This is a genomic window from Azospirillum sp. A23, assembly GCF_042938965.1.
Classification (GTDB): Bacteria; Pseudomonadota; Alphaproteobacteria; order Azospirillales; family Azospirillaceae; genus Azospirillum; species Azospirillum melinis.
In genome coordinates, this window is record NZ_CP170664.1 from 358,771 (window position 1) to 378,226 (window position 19,456).

Below are 19,456 nucleotides of genomic sequence, written 5' to 3' on the forward strand. Positions count from 1 at the left end.
CCCAGCAGCGGGAGGCCGGCCGTTCTGGTATGGTCGACTCCTCTCGTCACACGCCTTCGTCCGGTGCGGCAGAGATGGGCGTAACCGCTACAGGGCCGCAAAATGGGGCCGCATTCCGAGTCGCCGATGAGCCCATCCGACCATTCCATGCCCGCTCCGCAAACGGTCCGCGCCGCGCCCGCCGCTGTGCCCGCCGCCTTGCCTGCCGCCGGTGCGCCCTCCATCGCGGCGCCCGCAATCTCGGCGCTGTGCGGTGCGGCAGTGCTTGTGCTGTCCGCGCTCGACCCGCTGCGCGAGGCGGCGCCCCTGGCGCTTCCGCTGATGGCTGCCGGCTGCGCTGCGGCGGCCGGGCTGACGCTGCTGTCGGCCTGGAATGCCGGGCGCCGCAAGGCCGCGCGCGACAAGGCGGCGGAATCCACGCCGTTTTCCGTCCCGTTCCCCGGCCCCCTCCCTGGACCGGTGCCGCCGCCGGAGCGGCCGGCCCCCGACATGGCCGCCGGGGCCACCGTCCGCATCGCCGCGCTGGAAGAGGCGTTGCGCCAAAGGGACAGGCAGGCTGCGGAGCGGCTGCGCAGCCAGCAACTGACGGCGATGGACGTCCGTGCCGAGCTTGCCTGCGCCATCGTCCACGACATGAACAATGCGCTGGGCGCGGTTTCGGGCTATGCCGACTTCCTGGTCAGCGACCTGCCCGCGGACTCGCCCCAGGCCGACTATGCCAACCGTGTCCTGACGGCGGTGACCCGCGTCGGTCCCGGCCTGCGCAGGCTGGTGTCGGCCGCAAGGATGGAGCCGGTCCCGCTGAAGCCCGAGCGGGCCGCCGGCATTCTGGACGAGGCGGCCGCACTGCTGCGGACCGTTCCGGTGCAGCCGGGCAGTCTGGCCGTCCGCCACGATCCCGGCGTGCCCGATCCGGTCTGTAACGCTGGCCTGCTGGCGCGGACCCTGGCGGGTCTGGCGGCGGAGATCCTCGCCGCCTCCGGCCGGGCCGGCGATGCCCGGCTTTGCCTGCGCGCCTCGGTTCCCGTGCAGTTGGGGGCAGGGTTGGGATCGGAACCGGTTGCGGATCAGGACGATCCGGATCGGGACGCCACCGGCTGGACCGTCCGGCCGCTCCTGACGCCGCGCCGCGGACCCCACATCCTGTTCGAACTGCGGGTCGACGGCCCGCCGCTGGCCGACGACGTGCTGTCCATGCTGGTCGACCCGCTGTTGTTCGCCCGCGCCTGCTACCGCCGCGGCCAGTCGGAGCGGGAGGAGGGCGCCTCCTGGCCGGCAGCCCTGCTGACCGCGCGGCTTCACGACGGTGGGCTGAGCCTGCTGACCCACCCGGTGGAAGGAACGGCGGTGCGGCTGCACATTCCTGCCGTCCCGCCGCCGCTCCGCACCGCCAGGGCGGCGACACCGCAACCGGAGAACGCGCCGCCACAGCAGCCGCAGCAGCCGCAGCAGGCGCCGCCGCTGCTGCCCCGGCAGGTGCCGGGTCCGGCGACGCGCAGTTCCGCGCCGGCCTGCAAGGTTCTGGTCGTCGATGCCGACCCGGCGTCCGGAGACCGGTTCCAGACCGGGCTGGAGCGGCAGGGATTCGAGGTGTCGGTCTGCGACGACCTTCGCGATGCGCTGGACGTCGTCGCCGACGAGCCGGGCTTCTTCGATGCGGTGGTCATCGGTCCGGGGCTGAGCGCGCTTCCCGCCGGCCTTGCGCTGGCCGGCCGCCTGAAGGCGCTGCGGCCGGACCTGCTCTGCGTGCTCTACGGCGCGGCCGGCACAGAGCTTCCGGGGGCTGGCGCCGTCCCGCTTCACCTCGAGGCCGGCGGACCGGCCGACCTGCTTCTGCCGTTGCCTGTCGATCTGCCGCGGCTGGCGCGCGCGGTGGCGGCGCTCGCCGCCGGCGGCAGCCGGAGGGGCAGCGGGGAGGAAAGCGGGGACGGGATGGCCGGAGGGCGGCGCTGATGCGTGGACGCCTTCATCTGCAAGGCTTCATCGCCGCCATCTGGACGGCGACCCTGGTGATCGCCGCCGGACTGTGGGCGGCGGCCCTGACGCTGGCCCATTACGACGATGCCGAGGCGATGGCGCGGGCCGAGCGCGACAGCGGCAACCTCGCCCGCGTCGTCGCCGAGCAGGCGACCCGAACCGTCGCCGAGGCCGACCAGATCCTGCTGTTCCTGATCGACGATTATCACGAGCATGGCGACAGGTGGACCCACGGCATCACCCAGATGCTGCGGCAGGCGGTGGAGCGTTCGAGCATCCTGGTCCAACTGGCGGTGATCGACGAGCATGGCGACCTCATCCACACCAGCGTCGAGGATGCGCCGGTCCGCATCCATCTGGCCGACCGCGAGCATTTCCGCGTCCATGCCAACAACCCGGCCGCCGGCCTGTTCATCGGGAAGCCGGTGTTTGGCCGCGCCTCCGGCAAATGGTCGATCCAGCTGACGCGGCGCATCAGCAACAGCGACGGCAGCTTCGCCGGGGTGCTGGTCGCGTCGATGGACCCCTTCTATTTCAGCCGCTCGCTGGAGGAGCTGGACGTCGGCCTCAACGGGGCGGTGGCGATCATCGGCACCGACGGCATCCTGCGCGCCCGCTCGCTGATGAACGACCGCATCGTCGGGCGGGACGTCGGCGAATCCCCGACCCTGCAGATGGCGCGCCTCCGGCCCACCGGCTTCGTGCGCAGCGCCAGCGTGATCGACGGGATTCCGCGCCTGCAATCCTTCCGCACCCTGGCCTCCTATCCGCTGATCGTCACGGCGGCGTTCGACGAGGGCTCCTTCCTGGCCGACACGCGGCGGCGGCAGCGGGTCTATCTGCTGGCGGCGGCGGCGTGCAGCGCCGGGCTGATCGGGCTGGCCCTGCTGGCGACGCGGCAGACGGCGCGGCTCGCCGCATTGGCCCGCCAGCTGGCCCAGAGCGAGGAGCGGTTCCGCGACCAGGCGGAAACGGCGTCCGACTGGTTCTGGGAGATGGACGCCGACCTGCGCTTCTCCAATCTGGCTGGGCCGCTGGTCCCGCATGTCGTCAACGGGACGCTGCCCATCGGCCTCAGGCGGGAGGATGTCGCGCTACGCGAACCGGGGGATGCGCCCAAGTGGGAGCGGCACCGTCAGGCGATGGAGCGGCGGGAGCCGTTCCGGAACTTCCGCTACCGGGTGATGACGGCGGCGGGCTTGCGCTATTTCAGCGTCAGCGGCCGTCCGGTCTTCGAGGAGAGCGGGGAGTTCCGCGGCTATCGCGGCTCGGCCACCGACATCACCGAGCGGGAGCTGGCCGCCAACCGGCTGGCCTCCAGCGAGGCGCGCTACCGCGCCATGTTCGAGGCGGTGGGCCAGCCGATCGTCACCATCGACGAGCATGGCACCATCGACGCCTTCAACCGTGCGGCGGAGCGGCTGTTCGGCTACCGCGCAGCCGACATGGTCGGCGGGCCTATGACCCGGCTGATGCCGACCGCGATGGGCGCCGTCCATGACGGGCTGCTGGCCACCTACCGCGAGAGCGATGCCTCCGCGCCGCGCTCGGAGATCCGGGAACTGACCGGCCGCCGCAAGGACGGCAGCGAGTTTCCGCTGGAGGTGACCCTGGCCGGCTGGCGCGAGGGCGACCGCCGGTACGTCACCGGCGCGCTCCGCGACGTCACCGCCCAGCGCGAGATCGAAGCCAGCCTGCGCCGCGCCAAGGAGGCCGCCGATCAGGCCAACCGCGCCAAGGGCGAGTTCCTGGCGACCATGAGCCACGAGATCCGCACGCCGATGAACGGGGTTCTGGGTGCGCTCGCCCTGGTCGAGGGGCCGAACCTGAACGAGGATCAGCGCCAGCTTCTGGACGTCGCCAACCGGTCGGGCAACGCGCTGTTGCAGATCATCGACGACATCCTCGACCTGTCCAAGCTGGAGGCCGGCAAGGCGGAGGTCGAGCCGGTGGATTTCGAGCTGCGCGCCGTGCTGGGCGACAGCATCGACCTGCTGGAGCCGACCGCCTGCGGCCGCGGCCTGATCCTGACGCGGGAGGTGGCGCCCGCCGTGCCCGACCGGGTGCGGGCCGACCTGCGCCGCATCCGGCAGGTGCTGGTCAATCTGGTCGGCAACGCGCTGAAATTCACCAACAGGGGCGGCGTGTCCGTGCGGGTCGGGCTGGAGGGGAGCGGAACGGGAGCGGCGGCACTGGCGGCAGATGGCGGCTTCTTCCTGCGGTTCGAGGTGGCCGACACCGAAATCGGCATTCCGGAGAATGTGCAGCAGACCCTGTTCCGCCGCTTCACCCAGGCCGACAGTTCCACCACGCGGCGCTTCGGCGGCACCGGGCTGGGGCTGGCGATGAGCCGGGAGTTGGTGACGCTGATGGGCGGGCGCATCGGTGTGGTCAGCACCGAGGGCAAGGGCAGCACCTTCTGGTTCACCGTCCGCTGCGAACCCGCCGCCGATCCGTCGTCGGGGCTGCTGGCCGCGCCCTGCGCTCCGGAACCGGTGCCGGCGGCAGGGGACGGGGCTGTCCACACCGGATCGGTGGGGGGCGGAACCGCGCAGCCGGCCGGCCTGCATGTCCTGGTCGCCGAGGACAACGAGATCAACCGCGACATCGTCGTCACCATGCTGCGCCGCGCCGGCCATCGCGTGACGGCGGTGGAGGACGGCTTGCAGGCGGTGCGTCTGGTGGAGGAGGGCGGTTTCGACCTCGTCCTGATGGACGTGCAGATGCCGGTGATGGACGGGGTCACCGCGACCCGGCACATCCGCACCATGCCGGGCGAGGCCGCCCGCCTTCCCATCGTGGCGCTGACCGGCAACGTCATGCCCGGCCACCGCGCCGAATATCTCGCCGCCGGCATGACCGCCTATCTGACCAAGCCCATCGTGTCCGCCGACCTGTTCGACGTGCTGGCCTCGGTGGCCGCGTCGCGGGCGGCCGGCGGGACATGGGGGGACTCCGGCCTGCCGCCGCGGGCGCCCATGGCATCCGTTTCCCCGGCAGCCCCGTCGCCCGCCCCGTCCGAGGCGGAGGTCTGGCGCGCGACGCCGCTGCTGGACGACGCGCAGGCCTCGTCGCTGCGCGCGGTGATCGGCGAGGAGGCCTGGGCGCAGACGGTGGTCGCCTTCCGGCGGACGGTGGGCGACAGCGTGGCCGCCATCCGCGCCGCGGCCGGGCGGGAGGGGGGCGCCGTGCCGCCGGTCCGCATCGCCCATACCCTGAAGGGAACGGCCGCCAACATCGGCGCCGTGCGCCTGAGCCGTCTGGCTTCGCTGCTGGAGCAGCGGGCGCTCGACCATGGCGGCTGGACAGCCGGAGACCCGCACTGCGAAGCGCTGGAGGGCGTCGCCGAGGCCACGCTGGACGCTCTGGCGTCCCGGTTCCAGCCGGCGGACGATGCCGCGCTGGAGCAGGAAACGGCCTGACGCAACGAATACTCTGTCAGCCGTTGTTTTGTTTCCGAAAAGATTTCATAGAATTTCTCAAGTAGAGCAGCGACTTCGCGTCGCATATGCATCCGTTAAAAAGTATTTGCGGTGACCGAATGGTGTGGAATGTCTAGGGTACGCAGTCTCGGCCTGTGCCGATCATTCGTACTCTTAATCAGTAAAGTTCCTCATCATGATGGCTGCCGGAAGCATTCTCCATGTCATCTCGATCCGGGCGAAGGTCGTGGCGGTCGCGGTGTTCGTCTTCGCTGCGGTCGGCCTGTCCTCGGTTCTCACCATGCGCGACATGAACCGGCAGACCGACCATCTGTCGGAGGTGCAGCACGACACGCATGACCTCGTCGGCAGCGTCATCCCCCTGGTTTCCCTGGTTGGGGAAATCCGGTTCGACGTGGTGCAGACGCAGCAGTGGCTGACCGACGTTTCCGCCACCCGCGGGCTGGACGGCATGAATGACGGGCCGGAAAAGGCCGCCGACTATGCCCGCCGGTTCGAGGAGCACACCGCCAAGGCCACCGAACTGGCACGGGCGCTGACCCTGCCCCAGGTGGTCGACGAGATCGGGCGCGCCCGCAAGGCCTTCGGTCCCTATTACGAGATGGGGCGGCGCATGGCGCAGGCCTATGTCGACGGCGGGCCGGAGGCCGGCAACCGGATCATGGGCGAATTCGACAGCGTCGCCGACGCCATGGGCGACAGCATGGAGGCGCTGGGCGCCAGCGTCGTCGCCCTCAGTGCCGACCGGCTGAAGGAGCTGACCGGCGGCATCGGGGCGGTGCGGGAGGCGGCTGATGGGCTGCGCTGGGCCCTGATCGGCGCCGGGCTGGTCATCCTGCTGATGGCCTCGGCCTGCGTCGTCTTCCTGGAGGCGGCGATGATCCGTCCGCTGGAACGGCTGGGCCGCGCCATGGCGGCGCTGGCCGGCGGCAGCCTGGAAGTCGAAGTCGGCCTGAGCGAGCGCCGGGACGAGATCGGCCACATGGCCGACACCGTCCGCGTCTTCCAGCAGGGCGCGCGGGAGAATGCCCGGCTGCGCCTTGCCCAGGAGGAGACCCGCCGCCGGGGCGAGGAGGAGCGGCGCAGGCGCTGGAGTCGATGGCGGAGAAGGTGGAGCGCGAGACCCGCGTCGCCGTCGATCATGTCGCCGAACGGACCAGCCGCATGAGCGGCAATGCCGGCGCCATGGCGGAATCGGCGGTGCAGGTCAGCGACAACGCCCAGAACGTCGCCGCCGCCGCCCAGCAGGCGCTGAGCAACGCCGAGACCGTCGCCGCCGCGACGGAGGAACTGTCGGCCTCCATCGGCGACATCGGCATGCAGGTGTCCACCGCCACCCGGGTCACCGGCCGCGCGGTGGAGCGGGCGGGGCTGGCCCGCTCCACCATCGAACGGCTGTCGGCATCGGTCGAGCGCATCGGTGCCGTCGCCCGGCTGATCGGCGACATCGCCAGCCAGACCAACCTGCTGGCGCTGAACGCAACCATCGAGGCGGCGAGGGCCGGCGATGCCGGGCGGGGCTTCGCCGTGGTGGCGAACGAGGTGAAGAACCTCGCCAGCCAGACCGCGCGGTCCACCGAGGAGATCGGCTCGCTGATCGCGGAGGTGGAGTCGGTGACCGCATCGGCCGTCGGCGTCGTCGGCGAGGTGGCGGAAACCATCGACGAGGTGGCCGGGATTTCCTCCTCCATCGCCGCCGCGGTGGAGGAGCAGGCGGCGGCGACCCAGGAGATCGCCCGCTCGGTCAGCCAGACCAGCGATGCGGCGAAGGAGGTGTCGCTGCGCATCGGCCGCGTTTCCGCCGAGGCCAACTCAACCCAGAACCGCGCCGGCGAGGTGCGGACGGTGGCGGACGACGTCGCCGGCGGCATCGACGCCCTGCGCAACGTGCTGATCCGCGTGGTACGAACCGCCACCAGCGACGTCGACCGCCGCCAGCGCCCGCGTTTCGCCGTGTCGATGGGCTGCGGTCTGGAGGTCGCCGGCGCCGGCCCGGTGCGTGCCGTCGTCGCCAACCTGTCGGCGGGCGGCGCCATGCTGACCGGCGCTCCTGACCAGTTTACCGGCGGGCATGCCACCGGCGGGATGGTGACCCTGCGCATCGACGGGGTGTCCCGGCCGCTCACCGCGCGGGTCAAGTCCAGCGAGCGCGGCCGGTTGCACGTGAAGTTCGATCTGCCCGACGCCGACCGGGAGGCGTTCGAGCGTGAGGTGGAGCGCCTGACCCACGGCCTGACGCCGATGGCTGCCGTTGCGTGACCTGCGGCTTCGCGGAGGCCGGCCTACAGCCCGCCCCTAAAGCCCGCCCCTAAAGCCCGATGAAGGGCTGCATCAGCCGGCCCATCAGGCCGGTGAAGCGCAGCGGCGCGTCGGTCGCGATCAGGCAGATGCAGTCGCGGTGGCTGTCGGCGATGGGCTGGTGGTTGGTGTCGCCATCGACCTCCGCCAGATCGCCGGGGCCGTAGCGGCCCAGCTCGTCGGCAAAATGGCCGCTCAGCACCACGGTCAGCTCCAGCCCGCCATGGCCGTGGTGGGGCAGGGCGGTGCCGGGCGCGATGCGCAGAAGCTGCGCGGCGCCGCCGGACGCCGTGCGCGGCAGCAGTTCCACCCGCCGCACGCCGGGGGCCAGACGCTGCCAGGACAGGCCGTCCAGGGACGGGACATAGGCCCGCAGCGGACGTGGCAAACCCGTCGCCGGTTGCGGCGCGGAGGCGGCTTTCGGCTTGCTCCACTGCGGCTTGAGGCGCAGAGCCTTGCAGGGATTGGCCGGGGCCTCCTCCCGGTCCAGCCGGTCCAGGGTGGCGGCCAGCGACAGGCTTTCCAGCGGGGCCGGCGGCAAATCCTCCAGCAGGGCGCCGCCCAGCGCCTCCACCTCCGCCAGGGTGGCGCGGCAGTCGGGGCAATGGGCGAGATGGACCGCCACGGCCAGCGACAGCCCCTCTCCCAGGCTGCCGGCACCGTAGGCCACCAGCAACGCATCGCTGGGATGGTGGTTCGGCAGGAGGGCCAGGGCGGCATCGGGGTGATTGGCGGTCATCGGTCGTCGTCTCCCAACGCCTTGCGGATCTTGGCCATGGCCAGACGCAGGCGCGATTTCACTGTGCCCAACGGCACGTCCAGCCGTTCGGCGATGGCCGGATGGGCAAGGTCGGCGAAGAAGGACAGCCGAACCACTTCCGCCTGTTCCGGCGTCAGCGCCGCCAGCGCACCGCGCAGGCGGCGGGCACGGCGGTCGCCGTCCAGCAGCTCGTCGGCGGGCGGGCGGTCGTCCTCATGCTCCAGCAGCTCGTCGTCGGACACCTCCGGATGCCGTTCACGGCGCAGCGCGTCGATGCGCAGGTTGCGCGCGATGGTGAAGACCCAGGTGGCGGCCTCCGCCTTCGCCGGATTGTAGAGCCGGGCCTTGCGCCACACCGACAGCATGGTGTCCTGCGCCAAATCCTCCGCCCGCTGCGCCGGCATGCCCAGCTTCAGCATGTACGCCTTCACCCGCGGGGCGAAATGGGCGAACAGCCGGGCGAAGGCCTGACGGTCCCCCGCCGCCACCGCGACCAGATCGGCGGACAGCCGGGCTGCCGCCGGATCGTCGCAGCCGCGCGCCGCCAGCCCGGCTTTTGCCCGGTCCGGCTTGGCCCGGTCCGCTCCGGCGGTGTGCGTCAGAAGAGTGGCGAGGGGGGCGATCATGCTGGAGTTACGCCGACGCCTGCGCTTCGGATCACTGCCGCCCCTTGTCTTTTTGTTCATCCGGCCGGGTGGCGGGAAAGCGCGGGCGTGGCGATGATCCAACCGCGATCCGCCTCCGTATCCCGATCACACGCCGAGCCTACCCAATTCGGATAGAGTGCGGCCCCGGACATCGTCGAGACCCCCCCGATTAGCGCCAAGACCCCCCAAGAGGGCCACCCCATGCCACATTCACCGCCCGAGACCAGCCCGCCGGCCCCGCTCGACATCGCCGTCATCGGCGCCGGCATCGCCGGACTGTCGGCGGCGTGGCTGCTGTCGAAGTCGCACCGCGTCACCCTCTACGAGAAGGAGGACCGGCCGGGCGGCCACGCCAACACGGTGGAGGCGGACGGCGCAGGTCCGGTCGACACCGGCTTCATCGTCTACAACGAGCCCTGCTATCCCAATCTGGTGGCACTGTTCGACCATCTGGGCGTGGCGACGCGGGCGACGGACATGAGCTTTTCCGCCTCGCTGGACGGCGGGCGGGTGGAATATGCCGGCAGTTCGCTCGCCACCCTGTTCGCGCAGAAGCGCAACCTGCTGCGGCCGCGCTTCTGGCGGATGCTGGCCGACCTGCTGCGCTTCTACCGCGAGGCGCCCGGGCTGCTCGCCGAGTTGCAGCAGGGGTCGGCGGCGGAGACGCTGACGCTGGGCGACGTGCTGGACCGCGGCGGCTATTCCGACGCCTTCGTCCGCGACCATCTGCTCCCCATGGCCGCCGCGATCTGGTCGACCCCGGCCGTCGCGATGCGCGACCATCCCGCCGCCGCCTTCATCCGCTTCTGCGACAACCACGGCCTGCTGAAGATCAAGGGCCGGCCCGTCTGGCGCACGGTGGAGGGCGGCAGCCGCAGCTATGTGGAACGCATCCTGGCCGATATGCCCGGCGCCCTGCGTCTGAACCGTGCGGTGGAGGGCATCGTCCGCGAGGGGGGCCGTGTCCTGGTGCGCGACCGCCGCGGAGCGGTGCGCGCCCACGACCATGCGGTGATCGCCACCCATGCCGATCAGGCGCTGGCGCTGCTGGAGGATGCCGGCGAGGAGGAACGCCGGCTGCTGGGCGCCTTCGGTTATGAACGCAACCTTGCCATCCTGCACAGCGACGCCTCCCTGATGCCGAAGCGCCGGGCGGTGTGGTCGAGCTGGAATTATCTGGCCGAGCAGGGCGACAATGGGCGCGACGCCGTGTGCGTCAGCTACTGGATGAACCGCCTGCAAGGCTTCCTGCCCAGGGAGCGCGACCTGTTCGTCACGCTGAACCCGCTGCGGCCGCCGCGCGAGGGCAGCATCCTGCGCAGCGTCCTTTACGACCATCCCATCTTCGGGATGGCGGCGCTGGCGGCGCAGAAACAGCTGTGGAGCCTGCAAGGGCAGCGGCGGACTTGGTTCGCCGGCTCCTATTTCGGCGCCGGCTTCCACGAGGACGGCGCGCAGGCCGGGCTTGCGGTGGCGGAGGCTCTGGGCGGCCTGCCCCGGCCCTGGACGGTGCCGAACCAGTCCGGCCGCATCCATGTGGGACCGGTGCCGGGCTCCCGTGCCGCCGCGCTGGAGGCGGTGTGATGGAGGTGCGGCCCTTCGCCTCCGGCCTCTATGTCGGGAACGTCATGCACCACCGGGTGAAGCCGGTGCGGCACCGGCTGTCCTACCGGGTGTTCAGCCTGCTGGCCGATCTGGACGAGCTTCCCCGGCTTGACCGCGAACTGCGGCTGTTCGCCCACAATCGTTTCGGACTGCTCAGCTTTAATGATGACGATTTCGGCCCGTTGGGTGGTGAATTCCCTCTCCCCCCCGGGGAGAGGGTTAGGGTGAGGGGGGCGCACAACGAGGATTCTCGGGATAGCCACGCAATGCATCCCCCTCACCCCGACCCTCTCCCCGGGGGGGAGAGGGAGATTAAGGGCTTGAAGCAGTGGGCCGAGGGCCAGCTGGACGCCGCCGGGATCGAGGGGGGAGGGCCGGTCCGGCTGCTCTGCTTCCCGCGGGTGCTGGGCTTCGTCTTCAACCCGCTCTGCGTCTGGTTCTGCCACCGCCGCGACGGGACGCTCGCCGCCATCATCCACGAGGTGTCCAACACCTTCGGGCAGCGCCACGCCTATCTGATCCCGGCGGCGGCCGGACCGGACGGGCTGGTGCGCCAGCGCTGCGACAAGGGCTTCTACGTCTCGCCCTTCATGGATATGGAGACCGCCTATCACTTCCGCATCCGTCCGCCCGGCGGGCTGGCCGGGGAGCCGATGGCGGTGTCGATCCGCCAGACCGATGCCGAGGGGCCGGTGCTGCACGCCGCGCTGACCGCCCGGCGGGTGGAGCTGACCGACGGCGCCATCCTTCGCGTCTGGGCCCGCCATCCGCTGATGACCGCCAAGGTGGTGGCCGGCATCCATTGGGAGGCGCTGCATCTGTGGCGCAAGGGGCTGGCGATCCGCCCGCGCCCGCCGGCTCCCGCCCATCCCGTCACCGTCGTAAAAAGCGCCATCCTACCCGTTTCCGAGAAGGCTTTCCGTCCATGACCGACGCTGTTACCGACATCGCTGCGGGAAGGATTCGGCGGCAGCCCCGATGGCTGCGGCTGCTGACCGGAGGGGATTTGTGGACCTCCGCCCTCGCGAGGATGGCCGGCCGCATCCGCCGAGGCGAGCTGACCCTGCGCCTGCCCGACGGGCGGACGATGGGCGTCGGCGATCCAGCCCAGGGGCCGCGGGCCGACCTGACCCTGCTGGACGGGGCGGCGGCACGGCGTCTGTTGCTGGGCGGCGGCATCGGCATGGCGGAGGCCTATGGCGACGGGCTGTGGCGCAGCAGCGACCTGCCGGCGCTGATCGAACTGGCGATCCGCAACGAGGGGGAACTCGGCCGCGGCTCAAAAAGGAATGTGCTGAAGGGCACCCTGGCGGCGGCGCTGGCCAACCGGCTCTTCCACCGCAGCCATGCCAATTCCCGCCGCGGCAGCCGCCGCAACATCGCCTTCCATTACGATTTGGGCAACGACTTCTACCGCCTGTGGCTCGACCCCGGCATGACCTATTCCTCCGCCCTCTACGGGCGTGAGGGCCAGAGCCTGGAGGAAGCACAGGACGCCAAGATCGCCCGCGTCGCCGAGTTGCTGCAGCTGCGTCCCGGCGACCGGGTGCTGGAGATCGGCTGCGGCTGGGGTGGCATGGCGGAGCATCTGGCTGGCCGCTTCGGCGCCTCGGTCACCGGCCTGACCCTGTCGGCGGAGCAACTCGCCTTCGCCCGCGGCCGCGTCGATGGCGCCGGACTGGCAGATCGGGTCGATCTGCGGCTGATGGACTACCGGGATGCCGGCGGCAGCTTCGACCGCATCGTCTCCATCGAGATGATCGAGGCGGTGGGGGAGGAGCATTGGCCGCGCTATTTCGCCGCCCTGCGCGACCGGCTGCTCCCCGGCGGAGCGGCGGTGGTGCAGGCGATCACCATCGACGACGCGCGTTTCCCGTCCTACCGCCGCAACTGCGATTTCATCCAGCGCCACATCTTCCCCGGCGGGCTGCTGCCCTGCCCGTCGGCCCTGCGCGCCGAGGCGGAGCGGGCCGGGCTGGTGGTGGAGAATGTCGAGACCTTCGGGGACTCCTATGCCCGGACCTGCGCGGAGTGGCGGCGGCGCTTCCTGGAGGCCGGGCCGCAGGTGGCGGCGCTGGGCTTCGACGAGCGGTTCCGCCGGCTGTGGGATTACTACCTCGCCTATTGCGAGGCCGGGTTCCGCGCCGGGACCATCGATGTCGGGCTCTGGCGTTTCCGCAAGCCGTGAGCGGGGGACCCTTGCGATGAAGATCGAGGATTTCGCCGCCAACACGCCCGAACTGCGGATCGAGCGGTATTTCGCCGGGCGCACCCATGCCTGGGGGGTGTTCGAGGACCGCTTCGGCACGCTGCGCCGCAGCTTCACCGTGACCATCGACGGGCAGTGGGACGGGCGGGAGCTGGTGCTGGACGAACGCTTCCTCTATGCCGATGGCGAGACCGAGCGCCGGGTCTGGCGCATCGCCAGGGCGGCGGAGGGCCGGTATGAGGGGCGGGCCGACGACGTGATCGGCAAGGCCGTCGGCCGGTCTGCCGGCAACGCGCTGAACTGGACCTACGAGATGGCGCTGAAGGTGGGCGGCGACCGCTGGCGCGTGCGCTTCGACGACTGGATGTGGCTGCAGCCGGGCGATGCGCTGATCAACCGCGCCAACGTCTATCGCTGGGGCCTGTGGATCGGCACGGTCAGCCTGTTCTTCCTGCCCGAAGGCCGGCTGGCGCGGCCCGACGCCGTCAGTCCGGCGGATATGCGCCCAGCCGCTGCCGAATGAGGCGTAGCGGCGCGCCCAGCAGCGGCAGGCGCAGATAGACGTGCTCGCCGGAATCCCAATGGTCGATGTGTTCGGCCACCCGCCCGTCGGCGGCCTGCCGCACCTCGCTGGTGCCGATCACGTCCATGCGTCCGATGCCGGTCACCGTCGCCTCGAACCGCCAGCGCAGGATCGCCAGATCGGGGGCGAACAGCCGGTGGGTGACGGTGAAGCGCAGGTCGCGGCAGCCGTTCAGCGTGTGGACCAGCACCGCGCGCACCGCATCGCGCCCGCGGGCGTCGTTGAAGGGATCGCGGAACCGCACCTCCGGCATCGTCAATTCCGGCAGCCGGTCGAGCGTGTCGAGGCTCAGATGCTCGAAGAAGTCGGCCCAGGCGTCCAGCCCCTGGCTTCTGGCGTCGTCCGTCATGCTCCCGTCGCCTTGCGCACCAGGGGGAAGTAAAGCCGATAGGGCAGGCAGCGCGCCAGCTTCAGCTTGCGGGTGAAGCGCCGGGGAAAGGCGATCTCGAACCGGTTGCCGTCCAACCCGTCAGCCAGTTCCCGTGCCGCATCCTCCACCGGCATCAGGTCCGGCATGCGGAAGCGGTTGCAGGCGGTCAGCGGCGTGTCGATGAAGCCGGGGCAGACCAGCTGAAGCTTGATCCCGGCGCGGTCGCAGTCGGGCTTCAGCGATTCGCACAGGTTGATCAGCGCCGCCTTGGTCGGGCCGTAGGCCGCCGCCGTCGGCAGGCCGCGGTATCCGGCGACCGAGGCCACCACCGCCAGCTGCCCGCGCCCGCGCGCCCGCATCCGCGGCAGCAGCGCCTCCAGCCCATGGACGACGCCCATATAGTTGACCTCCATCAGCCGGCGGGCGGTGTCGGCGGAGAAATCCTCCAGCGACATCGGGCTGTGGGTGCCGGCGTTCAGCACCGCCCGGTCGATGGGCCCCAGCCGGCTTTCGATGGCGGCGACCGTGGCCGCGGTCGCCTTGCGGTCGGTCACGTCGAGCGGGAACATGTGCATCCGGTCGGGCAGCATCTGAACGGCGGCGGTCAGATCCTCGACGGTGCGGGCGGAAAGCGCCACCCGCGCCCCGGCATTGGCGAGGTGGATCGCCAGCGCCCGGCCGATGCCGCTGCCGGCCCCGGTGATCCAGGTGACGCCCTGCGAACCGCCGTCCGAGCCCTTGCCCATGTCACCACCCGCGCCATCCATGGCGTGTGCTCCGCGCAGTTTCGCCGTCGCGGTACGCAGCCAAGGCTCCGCCGGATCACCGGAGCCGGCGGGCCAGTTGGTCGCCGCGTTCCGACAGGTCGCGCATCAGGGTGCGGGCCTCGTCCTCTCCGGTCCAATGGGCGACCGACGCCACGCCGTCGGGGGTGTCCACGGCACCGTCGCGGCCGCCGCCGGAATCGTCCGGCATGCCGAACACCTGTCCCGCCCGCGCCTCCACCACCGCGAAGCGGCCGTCGCTGGCCACCAGACGGAAGCTGCCTTTCTCCTCCACCACCGAAAGCTGGGTCATCGGCCGTCTCCCTGACGCTGTTCCATTGTTCCATGGGCGGTTCAACCGGCGGGAGTGCCGGAAGGTTGCGGTGCGTCGAGATTCTTCGCGACAAAGGACCGGAACGATGGTAGTGAGACTTATTCGCACTTGGTTGCAGGCGCGCTTATTGCCCCGGGATGGTTCGTCAGGCCAATAAAACTGCGGCCGGACGGTGTCGAATTCCCACAAAAAACGACTGAATCCCCGCTGGGCGTGGTCGATTTTCAGTGCGAGTGCGACTCATTCGCATTATAACCGCGGTGGGGTATCCGCTTCGGGGCATTGCTCCGGAGCGCCATCGGGTTTTTTGCAGTGCGCGTGCGGAGCACGCGCCGAGGGGGAGTTGGACCGCCATGCCGACATCGTTTCGCCACCGTCCTGTCCTGGCCGCCGTCCTTGCCGGCGCCGGGGCGCTGATGGCCGGCGCCGTCCAGGCGCAGGAGGCTGCCGCGCCCGTCGCCGCGCCGTCGGCCGGGCCGGGGGTGGCACAGGGCATGGCTCAGGGAGCGGCGCAGGGCGTGCCGGACGCTGCGGCGGCGCTGGCGTCGCTGCCGCACGACCTGTCGCCCTGGGGCATGTTCGTGACGGCCAGCCCGGTGGTGCAGGCGGTGATGGTCGGTCTGGCCCTCGCCTCGGTCGTCACCTGGACCATCGCCATCGCCAAGACGGCGGAAGTCACCTCGGCCAAGCGTAAGGCGCGGACGGCGCTGGCGATGCTGGAAGAGGCGCGGTCGCTGTCGCAGGCGGCGGAGCGGGTTGGCTTCAGCCAGGGCACGGCCGGCGCGCTGGTCCGCGCGGTGCTGGCGGAAACCCACATGTCGGCCGATGCGCCGTCGCGCGACGGGCTGATGGACCGCGCCGCCTCGCGGTTGGAGCGGATCGAGGCGGCGGCCGGCCGGCGCATGGCGCGCGGCACCGGCATCCTCGCCACCATCGGCTCGACCGGTCCCTTCATTGGCCTGTTCGGCACGGTGTGGGGCATCATGACCAGCTTCATCGGCATCTCGAAGGCGCAGACCACCAACCTCGCCGTCGTCGCGCCGGGCATCGCCGAGGCGCTGCTGGCGACCGCCATCGGCCTCGTCGCCGCCATCCCGGCGGTGGTGGTCTACAACGCCTGCAGCCGCGCCATCGGCGGGCACAAGGCGCAGCTGACCGACGCGTCGGCCGCCGTGCTGCGCCTGCTGAGCCGTGACATCGACCGCCATGCCCTGCCGCGCCCCCACGCCGTTCAGGGCCATGCCGTGCCGGGCCATGGTGTTCAGGGCCATGGCAATTCCCGTGCGGCGGAGTAAGGGCGATGGGTGCGCGCCTCGGCTCCGGCAACGAAGACGATCTGACCGAAACCCATGAGATCAACGTCACGCCCTTCATCGACGTCGTCCTCGTCCTGCTGATCATCTTCATGGTCGCGGCGCCGCTGGCGACGGTGGATGTGCCGGTCGATCTGCCGGCCTCCACCGCGACGCCGACGCCGCGGCCGGACAAGCCGCTGTTCCTGACCATCCAGGCCGACAAGACGCTGTCGCTGGGCGAAACCGCGACGACGAAAGAGGCGCTGGGTGCGGCGCTGGACGCCGCCACCAACGGCGACAAGACGCAGCGCGTCTTCCTGCGTGCCGACAAGACCGTCGATTACGGCGCCCTGACCGAGGTGATGAACAGCCTGCGCGGCGCCGGCTATCTGAAGATCGGCCTCGTCGGGCTGGAATCGGCGCCCGCCCCATGAGTGCCGCCTTCGACCAAGGTTCCGCCGACTGGTCCGCTGGCGATGAGGACCGGCCGGGGCGGGGAGCCTTCCGCTGGGGCGGCAGCCTGATGGTGGCACTGGGCGTCCATGCCGCGGCCGGTGTCGCGATGGTCGCCTGGCATGTGCCGATCATGCCGTCCGACGCCGAACCGCCGGCCGTTCTGCTGGAGCTTGCCCCGCTGCCGGTGGCTCCGCCGGAACCGACGCCGGCCATCGACATCCCCTTGCCGGAACCGATGCCGGAGCCGGTGATCGAACCGCCGCCGCCGGAACCCGAGCCGGAGCCGGTCGTCGAGGAACCGCCCCCGCCCCCCGAGCCGCCCCCCGTGGTCGAGCCGGAGGTCGTGCTGCCCAAGCCGCCGCCCGAACCGCCGAAGCCCAAGCCCGAGGTGAAGAAGGAAGCGCCCAAACCGAAGCCGGAGAAGCCGAAGCCGCCCCGTCCGGTCGCCCAGCCGGCGCAGCCCGCCCCGGTGGCGGCACCGCCTGCACCGACCCAGGCGCCCGCCCCGGCGGCACCGGCGCCGTCGGCCGCACCCAGCCGGGCGGTGCCGAGCTGGCAGGGCCGGTTGCTGAGCCATCTGGAACGGCACAAGCGCTACCCGCGCGCCGCCCAGGCCCGCCGGCAGGAAGGCGTCGCCCAGGTCCGCTTCACCATCGACCGCGAGGGCAACGTCCTGTCGGTCCAGCTCGACCGCAGTTCCGGCGTCAGTTCGCTGGACGAGGAGACGGTGGAGATGGTCCGCCGCGCCTCCCCCCTGCCGGCCCCGCCGGAGGAAATGGCGAAGGACCGCATCGAGCTGGTGGTTCCGGTCCAGTTCTTCATCCGCTGACCCGCAGCCCGTCCAACCGCTTATCCCGTCAGAGCCCCTCCCATGGCCAACGCCAGCAAGCCGCGCAGCCAGCGCCTGTGGTATCGCACGCTTCAGAACATCCACCTGTGGGTCGGCCTGATCCTCTGCCTGCCGCTGGTCGTCCTCGGCATCACCGGGTCCATCCTGGTGGTGGACGAGGAACTGCGCAGCCTGACCGGCGACGCGCCGGCCCGGGAATTGTCCGGGACGCCGGCCGACGGTCCGATGCAGCCGGTGTCCGCCATCCTGGCCGCCGCCCGCGCCGCCGCGCCGGCCGGGACGCAGCCGGGCTTCCTGGTCCTGCCCGAGGAGCCGGGCCGCCCGGCCACGGTGCGCCTCGTCGCCGCTCGCAACGGTGACAGGGGCGGTGACAGGGGTGCCGAACGGGGCGGGGAGCGGCCGCAGGGTGCTCCCCAGGGCGCTCCTCAAGGTGCTCCGGCGCCGCAGGGGGGGCCGGTCGGCATGCTCAGCATCGATCCGGTGTCGCTGGCGGTGAGCGGCGGCGCCAACCCGGCGCAGGCGTCCGGCGGCTTCCTGCGCACGGTCCATATGCTGCACGGCAACCTGCTGATCCGCGACCGCAGCGGCCGCGAACTGGTCGGCTGGCTGGGCGTGGCGATGCTGGTGCTGGGCGTCAGCGGCCTCGTTCTGTGGTGGCCGCGGCCGGGCCGCTGGAAGGCCGCCTTCACCGTCAAGGCCGGCGCCCGCGGCATGCGCCTGCACCGCGACCTGCATGGCGCGGTCGGCATCTGGTCGCTGCTGGTCTTTCTGATCGTCAGCTTCTCCGGCGTCTATCTCGCCTTTCCGCAGACGCTGGGGGCCGGCGTGTCGTCGGTTCTGCCGGCCCGCGACCTGCGCACCGCGGTGACGGTTCAGCCGGTGAAGGGCGCCACCCCCATCGATGTCGACCGCGCGGTCGCCCTGGCGCGCGAGGCGATGCCGGGAGCGGCGCTGCGCTCCGTCTCGCCGCCGGCGCGGCCGGATCAGGCGTACCGGATCGGCCTCGCCCCGGCCGGTCAAGCGCATGGCGCGCCCATCGCCACGGTGTTCGTCGATCCCTGGACCGCGCAGGTGGCCGAGGTCCGTGACCCGGCAGCCTATAGTGCCGGCGAGACGGTCATCGCGTGGCAGCGCCCGCTGCATGCCGGCGAGGGGCTGGGGCCGCTGTGGAAATGGGCGGTCTTCCTGTCCGGCATCCTGCCGCCGCTGTTCGCCGTCACCGGCACGCTGATGTGGTGGCTGAAGCGCAAGGCCCGCCGGGCCAAGAACGCCGAGCGTGCGGCGGCGCTGGCGGCTGCGGAGTGAGAGTGGCGGGGGCGTCGTCGGCTGACGACGTCTCCTCAATCCCGCCCCTCAATCGCCCGCCCCTCAATCCAGCGTCGGTTCCATCCGCTTGCCCACCCGCCGCTGGGAGTCGACGGCGGCGCGCAGACGGTCGCGGGCGGCACCGCGGCTGCCGGCGGTGGCGGCCGGACGCAGGCCGTTCAGGGCCGCCAGGAAATTGGTGCCGGCGCGGCCCTTCGGTTCGGCACCGCGCCGGGCCGGGATTGCCGGGATCTCCTGTGTCACCACATCGCGGCTGGCGTCGGTGTCTACCGTCTCCGTCGCCTTCGCCTGGGTGCGGGCCTGCTGCGCCTCCACCCGGGCGCGGGCGACGATGCGGTCACGCAGCTCGGCATCGAGCGTGCGGAACACGCGTGACGCCTCGGTCAATTCGTTCTCCCGGCCGCTGTCCAGCGTCCGCTTCAGGGCGTTGGCGAGCAGGCGGCATTCCAGGACGCCGGGCACCCGCTCGCGCTCCACCGCGCGGGCGAGGACGCCGACGGCTTCGAGGGTTTCGCGGTCGAGGGTGCCCTGGGGCATGG

General features: G+C 71.4%; 18 protein-coding genes. 12 read left to right on the plus strand and 6 right to left on the minus strand.

The genetic code is table 11. The annotated features are described in order from the left end of the window. Nucleotides 1–147: 147 nt before the first annotated feature. The 4 genes from ABNQ40_RS07025 to ABNQ40_RS07040 all read left to right on the plus strand — a co-directional run bounded on the left by ABNQ40_RS07025 (nt 148) and on the right by ABNQ40_RS07040 (nt 7,679). The gene (locus ABNQ40_RS07025; protein WP_247879548.1) at nt 148–1,953 is read left to right on the plus strand and encodes a hypothetical protein; all 1,806 of its coding nucleotides are present in this window, start codon (nt 148–150) and stop codon (nt 1,951–1,953) included. Further along, complete coding sequence (locus ABNQ40_RS07030; RefSeq protein WP_391345885.1) at nt 1,953–5,399, plus strand: PAS domain S-box protein; 3,447 nt, start codon at nt 1,953–1,955, stop codon at nt 5,397–5,399. The genes ABNQ40_RS07025 and ABNQ40_RS07030 overlap by 1 nt, the downstream gene beginning before the upstream one ends. A gap of 196 nt (nt 5,400–5,595) precedes the next feature. Next, entirely contained in the window at nt 5,596–6,588 is a 993-nt protein-coding gene (locus ABNQ40_RS07035) for a HAMP domain-containing protein (protein ID WP_391345887.1), read from the plus strand. Further along, nucleotides 6,519–7,679, plus strand: coding sequence for a methyl-accepting chemotaxis protein (locus ABNQ40_RS07040; RefSeq protein ID WP_391345889.1), 1,161 nt, complete (start codon nt 6,519–6,521; stop codon nt 7,677–7,679). The genes ABNQ40_RS07035 and ABNQ40_RS07040 overlap by 70 nt, the downstream gene beginning before the upstream one ends. Before the next feature lie 49 nt (nt 7,680–7,728). Here the strand turns inward: ABNQ40_RS07040 and ABNQ40_RS07045 are convergent, their stop codons facing one another. Beyond that, complete coding sequence (locus ABNQ40_RS07045; RefSeq protein WP_109047863.1) at nt 7,729–8,457, minus strand: ChrR family anti-sigma-E factor; 729 nt, start codon at nt 8,455–8,457, stop codon at nt 7,729–7,731. Beyond that, nucleotides 8,454–9,104 (minus strand): sigma-70 family RNA polymerase sigma factor, encoded by a 651-nt coding sequence (locus ABNQ40_RS07050; protein WP_391345891.1) that lies wholly within the window; start codon nt 9,102–9,104, stop codon nt 8,454–8,456. Before ABNQ40_RS07050 ends, ABNQ40_RS07045 begins: the two co-directional genes overlap by 4 nt. A gap of 222 nt (nt 9,105–9,326) precedes the next feature. Between ABNQ40_RS07050 and ABNQ40_RS07055 the strand changes: the two genes are divergently transcribed. The 4 genes from ABNQ40_RS07055 to ABNQ40_RS07070 are packed head-to-tail and all read left to right on the plus strand — an operon-like array spanning nt 9,327 to nt 13,462. Further along, nucleotides 9,327–10,709, plus strand: coding sequence for an NAD(P)/FAD-dependent oxidoreductase (locus tag ABNQ40_RS07055; RefSeq protein ID WP_391345893.1), 1,383 nt, complete (start codon nt 9,327–9,329; stop codon nt 10,707–10,709). Further along, nucleotides 10,709–11,659 carry a DUF1365 domain-containing protein gene (locus ABNQ40_RS07060; RefSeq protein WP_391345895.1) on the plus strand — a complete coding sequence of 317 codons (951 nt, stop codon included), beginning with the start codon at nt 10,709–10,711 and terminating at the stop codon, nt 11,657–11,659. The genes ABNQ40_RS07055 and ABNQ40_RS07060 overlap by 1 nt, the downstream gene beginning before the upstream one ends. Beyond that, a complete protein-coding gene (locus ABNQ40_RS07065; protein WP_109047867.1) occupies nt 11,656–12,918 on the plus strand; it encodes a cyclopropane-fatty-acyl-phospholipid synthase family protein in 1,263 nt (420 codons plus the stop codon). The genes ABNQ40_RS07060 and ABNQ40_RS07065 overlap by 4 nt, the downstream gene beginning before the upstream one ends. Nucleotides 12,919–12,934: 16 nt before the next feature. Next, the gene (locus ABNQ40_RS07070; protein WP_109047868.1) at nt 12,935–13,462 is read left to right on the plus strand and encodes a DUF3833 domain-containing protein; all 528 of its coding nucleotides are present in this window, start codon (nt 12,935–12,937) and stop codon (nt 13,460–13,462) included. Here ABNQ40_RS07070 and ABNQ40_RS07075 read toward each other — a convergent pair. Genes ABNQ40_RS07075 through ABNQ40_RS07085 form a run of 3 tightly spaced genes read right to left on the minus strand, consistent with a single transcriptional unit; the run spans nt 13,425 to nt 14,969 of the window. Beyond that, nucleotides 13,425–13,871, minus strand: coding sequence for a nuclear transport factor 2 family protein (locus ABNQ40_RS07075; protein ID WP_109047869.1), 447 nt, complete (start codon nt 13,869–13,871; stop codon nt 13,425–13,427). The genes ABNQ40_RS07070 and ABNQ40_RS07075 overlap by 38 nt on opposite strands. Beyond that, nucleotides 13,868–14,659, minus strand: a complete 792-nt coding sequence (locus ABNQ40_RS07080) for an SDR family NAD(P)-dependent oxidoreductase (protein WP_247879550.1) — start codon at nt 14,657–14,659, stop codon at nt 13,868–13,870. Before ABNQ40_RS07080 ends, ABNQ40_RS07075 begins: the two co-directional genes overlap by 4 nt. A 55-nt stretch (nt 14,660–14,714) precedes the next feature. Continuing rightward, nucleotides 14,715–14,969 carry a hypothetical protein gene (locus tag ABNQ40_RS07085; protein WP_109047870.1) on the minus strand — a complete coding sequence of 85 codons (255 nt, stop codon included), beginning with the start codon at nt 14,967–14,969 and terminating at the stop codon, nt 14,715–14,717. 374 nt (nt 14,970–15,343) lie between these two features. On the opposite strand from ABNQ40_RS07085, the gene exbB reads away from it, so the two are divergent. From exbB to ABNQ40_RS07105, 4 genes are read left to right on the plus strand one after another with little or no spacing between them, the layout of a single operon-like run. Continuing rightward, entirely contained in the window at nt 15,344–16,285 is a 942-nt protein-coding gene (gene exbB / locus ABNQ40_RS07090; protein ID WP_247879551.1) for a tonB-system energizer ExbB, read from the plus strand. A gap of 5 nt (nt 16,286–16,290) precedes the next feature. Then, on the plus strand, nt 16,291–16,719 hold the full coding sequence (gene exbD, locus ABNQ40_RS07095; protein WP_098735982.1) for a TonB system transport protein ExbD: 429 nt from the start codon (nt 16,291–16,293) through the stop codon (nt 16,717–16,719). Continuing rightward, the gene (locus tag ABNQ40_RS07100) at nt 16,716–17,570 is read left to right on the plus strand and encodes an energy transducer TonB (protein WP_109047871.1); all 855 of its coding nucleotides are present in this window, start codon (nt 16,716–16,718) and stop codon (nt 17,568–17,570) included. Before exbD ends, ABNQ40_RS07100 begins: the two co-directional genes overlap by 4 nt. A gap of 42 nt (nt 17,571–17,612) precedes the next feature. After that, a complete protein-coding gene (locus ABNQ40_RS07105) occupies nt 17,613–18,896 on the plus strand; it encodes a PepSY domain-containing protein (protein WP_109047872.1) in 1,284 nt (427 codons plus the stop codon). Between the two features lie 63 nt (nt 18,897–18,959). Here ABNQ40_RS07105 and ABNQ40_RS07110 read toward each other — a convergent pair whose 3' ends face one another. After that, a complete protein-coding gene (locus ABNQ40_RS07110) occupies nt 18,960–19,454 on the minus strand; it encodes a hypothetical protein (protein WP_109047873.1) in 495 nt (164 codons plus the stop codon). Nucleotides 19,455–19,456 lie beyond the last annotated feature (2 nt).